This window comes from Pantoea sp. CTOTU49201, from assembly GCF_032054795.1.
Lineage (GTDB): Bacteria > Pseudomonadota > Gammaproteobacteria > Enterobacterales > Enterobacteriaceae > Pantoea > Pantoea symbiotica.
In genome coordinates, this window is the sequence record NZ_DAMBSA010000331.1 from 1 (window position 1) to 5246 (window position 5246).

A 5246-nucleotide genomic window follows, 5' to 3' on the forward strand; every position below is an offset into this window, starting at 1 on the left:
ACGTTGAACTGGCGCGTCGCATTTTTGATGGCTGGTAATGCAGCCACTCTTTTCACGGCTGATCGCCGTCATCGCCAGTTTTTGTATCTTTTCTGCCGCGTGGTTTTGCCTGTGGAGCATCAGCCTGCATCTGGCGGATCGCCCTGAGCTGGCGGTGTTGCTGTTTCCCTTTGGCCTGCGCCTTGGACTGATGTTGCAGTGCCCGCGCGCCTACTGGCCGGTGCTGCTCGGTGCCGAGTGGTTACTGCTTTATTGGCTGTCGCGCGAAGTGGCGCTGGCGCATCTGCCGCTGCTGATGCTGGGTAGCGTGCTGACGCTGCTGCCGGTGGCGCTGATCTCCCGTTATCGTCATCAGCGCGACTGGCACACCTTGCTGTGGCAGGGTGGTGCGATGGTGTGCGCGGCGCTGCTGCAGGCATGGCCGTGGATCACTCAACCCGCCGCGCTGAATGCGGTGCTACTCACGCTAACCGGCGCACTGACCGTAGCGCCAACCTGTCTGGTTATCTGGCACTACCTTACCAGTACACGCTGGCAGCCGCTCGGCCCGTCGCTGGTCGGACAGCCGGTCAACTGGCGCGTGCGTCATCTGTTTGGTTATGTGCTGCTGTTTATGCTCAGTTTGTGGCTGCAGCTTGGCTTGCCCGCAGAGCTGTCGCGCTTCACGCCGTTTTGTCTGGCGTTACCGATTATTGCGCTGGCATGGCATTACGGCTGGCAGGGCGCGCTGATCGCCACACTGATGAACGCCATCGCGCTGATCGCCAGCCAGACCTGGCACGATCACGCGGTCGATCTGCTGCTCTCCCTGCTGGCGCAAAGCCTCACCGGGCTGCTGCTTGGCGCGGGGATTCAGCGCTTACGTGAACTCAATCAGTCGCTGCAAACCGAGTTGGTGCGCAATCGCCGCCTGACGGAACGCTTGCTGGAGACTGAAGAGAGCGTAAGGCGCGAAGTGGCGCGTGAACTGCACGATGATATCGGCCAAACCATCACCGCCATTCGCACCCAAGCCGGGATCATGCAGCGCATCAGCCCGGAGAGTGGTGTGAAGCAAAGCGGCATGTTGATTGAGCAGCTGTCGCTGGGCATTTACGACTCCGTGCGCCGTTTGCTGGGTCGCTTGCGTCCGCGCCAGTTGGACGATCTTTCGCTCGAGCAGGCTATTCGCTCGCTGATGCGGGAAATGGAGCTGGAAGGGCACGGCATCATCAGCCATCTTGACTGGCAGATTGACGAAACGCGACTCAGTGAAGCGCAGCGCGTCACGCTGTTTCGCGTTTGCCAGGAAGGACTCAATAACGTGGTGAAACACGCCAGCGCCCGCGCGGTGAGGCTGCAAGGAACATTGCAGGAGCAGCGGTTGCTGCTGGTGATTGAAGACGATGGCTGCGGCTTACCGGTGGGTTCTCCGCAGCAAGGTTTTGGCCTTGCCGGCATGCGCGAACGCGTGACGGCACTCGGCGGCTCGCTGGGAATCTCCTGCACCCACGGCACGCGCGTCAGCGTCACGTTACCGCTGCGCAATGGATAAGCAAAAGATGATGTTCAGATTTCTCAAAGCGCCAGCCAGCGCGCAGCCGGTCGGGGATAAAGCGACCATTGATGCGCGCTATCGTTACTGGCGTCGCCATATCATGATCACCATCTGGCTCGGCTACGCGCTGTTCTATTTCACCCGTAAAAGCTTTAACGCCGCGTCGCCGGAAATTCTGGCGGCGGGCGTAATGACGCGCACGGACATCGGCCTGCTGGCGACGCTGTTTTACATCACTTATGGTCTGTCGAAGTTTTTCTCTGGCATCGTTAGCGATCGTTCCAATGCGCGCTATTTCATGGGCATTGGGCTGATAGCGACGGGCGTGGTGAATATTCTGTTTGGCTTCTCCACCTCGCTGTGGGCATTCGCCTTGTTGTGGGTGTTGAATGCCTTTTTCCAGGGATGGGGATCGCCGGTCTGTGCGCGTCTGCTCACCAGTTGGTTTTCTCGCACCGAACGCGGCGGTTGGTGGGCGCTGTGGAATACGGCACAAAACGTCGGCGGTGCGCTTATCCCGATGATCGTTGGGGCCGCCGCGCTGCATTATGGCTGGCGCGCCGGCATGATGATTGCTGGCGGGCTGGCGATTGTCGCCGGCATTTTCCTCTGCTGGCGACTGCGCGATCGCCCGCAAACCGTAGGTTTACCACCGGTGGGTGACTGGCGCCACGATGCGCTGGAGATCGCCCAGCAGCAAGAGGGCGCGGGGCTGAGTCACAAAGAGATCCTCGCCAAATATGTGCTGCTCAACCCTTACATCTGGCTGCTGTCGCTGTGTTACGTGCTGGTTTACGTGGTGCGTGCCGCGATCAACGACTGGGGCAATCTCTACATGTCCGAGACGCTGGGCGTGAATCTGGTAACGGCTAACTCGGCGGTGACCATGTTTGAACTCGGTGGCTTCGGCGGCGCATTAGTGGCGGGATGGGGCTCGGATAAATTGTTCAACGGCAATCGCGGACCGATGAACCTGATCTTTGCCGCCGGCATTTTGCTGTCAGTGGGATCGCTGTGGCTGATGCCGTTTGCCAGCTACGTGATGCAGGCTGCGTGTTTCTTTACCATCGGCTTTTTTGTCTTCGGCCCGCAGATGTTGATCGGCATGGCGGCAGCGGAGTGTTCGCATAAAGATGCGGCGGGCGCGGCGACCGGATTTGTTGGCCTGTTTGCCTATCTGGGCGCGTCGCTCTCTGGCTGGCCGCTGGCGCGGGTGATCGATGTCTGGCACTGGAGCGGTTTCTTCGCGGTCATCGCCTGCGCGGCGGGCATTTCGGCCCTGCTGCTGTTGCCGTTCCTGCATGCTCAAACGCCGCGCCAGCGCGAGGAAGTGTGATGTATCCCTGCTTTTTGCGCTTACATCGACAAAACTAAGAAATTTTCCCGGTTGCGCCGGGCAGTTGTCTCAGGCCGAAACCGCTGCTGATTTTTACAATGCCTGCCATCACGCAGGTCATTAATCAGGAGCACTCCATGCTGGCTTTCTTAAATCAGGTGCGCAAGCCGACCCTGAATCTGTCGCTCGACGAGCGGCGCAAGATGTGGTTCAAACCCTTTATGCAGTCCTATCTGGTGGTCTTTATCGGCTACCTGACCATGTATCTGATCCGCAAAAACTTCAACATTGCGCAGAACGACATGATCACCACCTACGGACTCAGCATGACGCAGTTGGGGATGATTGGCCTTGGCTTCTCCATCACTTACGGCGTCGGTAAAACGCTGGTTTCCTATTACGCCGATGGTAAAAACACCAAGCAGTTCCTGCCGTTTATGCTGATCCTCTCGGCCATCTGCATGCTGGGCTTCAGCGCCAGCATGGGCGCGGGTTCAGTGAGTTTGTTCCTGATGATCGCGTTTTATGCACTGAGCGGCTTCTTCCAAAGTACCGGCGGCTCCTGTAGTTACTCCACCATCACCAAGTGGACGCCACGCCGTAAACGCGGCAGCTATCTCGGCATGTGGAATATTTCGCATAATCTCGGCGGCGCGGGTGCGGCCGGTGTGGCGCTGTTTGGTGCCAATTACCTGTTCGATGGGCATGTGGTCGGCATGTTTGTGTTTCCGTCACTGATTGCGCTGGTCGTCGGCTTTATCGGTCTGCGCTACGGCAGTGATTCTCCCGAATCCTACGGTCTGGGCAAAGCCGAAGAGTTGTTTGGTGAGGAGGTCAGCGAAGAGGATAAGGAAACTGAAGATCAGGCGATGACCAAATGGCAGATCTTTGTTGAGTACGTGCTGAAAAACAAAGTGATTTGGCTGCTGTGTTTCGCCAACATCTTCCTGTATGTGGTGCGTATTGGTATCGATCAGTGGTCGACGGTGTATGCCTTTCAGGAGCTGAAACTTTCGAAAGAGGTGGCGATTCAGGGCTTCACGCTGTTTGAAGTCGGTGCGTTAGTCGGCACGCTGCTGTGGGGCTGGTTGTCGGATCTGGCGAATGGTCGTCGTGCGTTGGTGGCATGCGTGGCGCTGGCATTGATTATTGCCACGCTCGGTATCTATCAACATGCCAGCAATCAGTATGTTTATCTGGCGTCGTTGTTTGCTCTGGGCTTCCTGGTGTTTGGTCCACAACTGTTAATTGGTGTTGCCGCCGTCGGCTTTGTGCCAAAAAAAGCCATTGGCGCCGCCGATGGTATTAAAGGCACCTTTGCTTACCTGATTGGCGACAGCTTTGCTAAGTTAGGCTTAGGCATGATCGCCGATGGCACGCCAATCTTTGGCTTAACCGGTTGGGCCGGGACCTTTGCGGCGCTCGATGCGGCAGCCATCGGCTGTATCGCCCTGATGGCGCTGGTGGCGGTGTTTGAAGAGCGTAAGATCCGCCGTGAGAAACGCCTGCAACAGCTCAAAGCCGCTTAGCCGCAGAGAAGTAAATTGGTCGCCATGAATGGCGCCCCTACGACGAACGCCTTTGTAGGGTCGCCATTCATGGCGACCTAAAGCACCGAACGGCCAAACCAACCCAGTGATTCCTTCTGCACTAATCCAAATCCCATCCCAACAAAAACAACGATTTCACCCAGCACCAAACATCCTCAGAAAAGTAACCGCCTTGTTACAGTCCGTACCAAATCTGCCGATAACTCCCTTCAGAATCATTCCAATTTTTGAACCACATTTTTCCGTTTCTGGGGTGTCTATGCGCTTCAATTATGACTTGTTACCGGGTGAGCTGCTGACCTTCGAAGAGATTGCCCTGCGCTATACGCAGCAGCATCCCGACGAGAAAGAGCTCACCGCACGCGGGTTGCTGAGCCCGTCGACCAGCTTTCGCAATTTGGTGATCCGCGCGCTGTTCGCGCAGGAGGAGATTAACAGCCCGATCGAGGATCTGCTGTTTGTCTCGGACGACAACGAGCGCAAAAATTATCTGCGCCGCTTTGAGCACTACCTGAAAAACCAGCAGGCGTTTCTCTACTTCCGGCGCAACGATGAAGCGCGCAAAGAAGGGCGCTGGAAAGTAGTCGGCGAAACACAGGTGTTTGCCATGCTCGATCCCAACTCGGCGGCGGCGCAAAACCTGCTGAACAGTCGCGGCTTTAAGCTGGTGTTGATGCGTCAGACTGAAGAGGAGGAGTACTGGCAGCTATTTGATGCGCAGGCGTATCCGTGCTTCCCGCTGTCGCGCAAAATCCAGTTCCTGGTGGTGCTGAGCACGCCGCAATACAAAGTGCCAAGCGGGGTGATGCCCGGCACCGAAGTC

At 57.3% G+C, this 5246-nt stretch carries 3 protein-coding genes and 1 pseudogene; all 4 read left to right on the forward strand.

Annotated elements, in window-relative coordinates:
• Positions 1-37 precede the first annotated feature (37 nt).
• On the forward strand, positions 38-1534 hold the full coding sequence (uhpB, locus tag RTY00_RS19120; RefSeq protein WP_312665538.1) for a signal transduction histidine-protein kinase/phosphatase UhpB: 1497 nt from the start codon (positions 38-40) through the stop codon (positions 1532-1534).
• A 10-nt stretch (positions 1535-1544) separates the two neighbouring features.
• A complete protein-coding gene (locus tag RTY00_RS19125) occupies positions 1545-2873 on the forward strand; it encodes an MFS transporter (protein ID WP_312665540.1) in 1329 nt (442 codons plus the stop codon).
• A gap of 137 nt (positions 2874-3010) precedes the next feature.
• Positions 3011-4402, forward strand: coding sequence for a hexose-6-phosphate:phosphate antiporter (gene uhpT / locus RTY00_RS19130; protein WP_312665539.1), 1392 nt, complete (start codon positions 3011-3013; stop codon positions 4400-4402).
• A gap of 280 nt (positions 4403-4682) precedes the next feature.
• Positions 4683-5246: pseudogene (locus RTY00_RS19135) on the forward strand (HNH endonuclease); the annotation flags it as partial.